Source organism: Frigoribacterium sp. AC759, assembly GCF_979256015.1.
Window position 1 is genome coordinate 1 of record NZ_CEEDMT010000067.1, and the last position, 344, is coordinate 344.

At 75.6% G+C, this 344-nt stretch carries 1 protein-coding gene; it reads left to right on the forward strand.

The window, feature by feature from the left end:
* Positions 1-50: 50 nt before the first annotated feature.
* Positions 51-344: CocE/NonD family hydrolase (locus ACZ6JE_RS15120; RefSeq protein ID WP_464319466.1), on the forward strand; the 294-nt coding region annotated here is incomplete at its 3' end.

A 344-nucleotide genomic window follows, 5' to 3' on the forward strand; every position in this document is an offset into this window, starting at 1 on the left:
GCGGCGACCCGCGCCACCTCGGCGACCCGCGCCTCCTGCACGAGATCGACGTGCGCGACGAGTGGGTGCCGCTGCCCGCCGGCACGCGACTGCACGCCCGCGTCTGGGCCCCACGCGTCGAGCACCCGGTGCCCGTGCTGCTCGAGGACCTGCCGTACCGGCTCGACGACTGGACGGCTCCCCGCGACAGCGAACGGCACCCCTGGTACGCCGCCCGGGGGTACGCGTCGGTGCGCGTCGACATCCGCGGCACGGGGTCGAGCGACGGGCTGTTCGCCGACGAGTACTCCGAGCAGGAGCTCGCCGACGGCATCGCCCTGATCGAGTGGCTCGCCGCGCAGCCC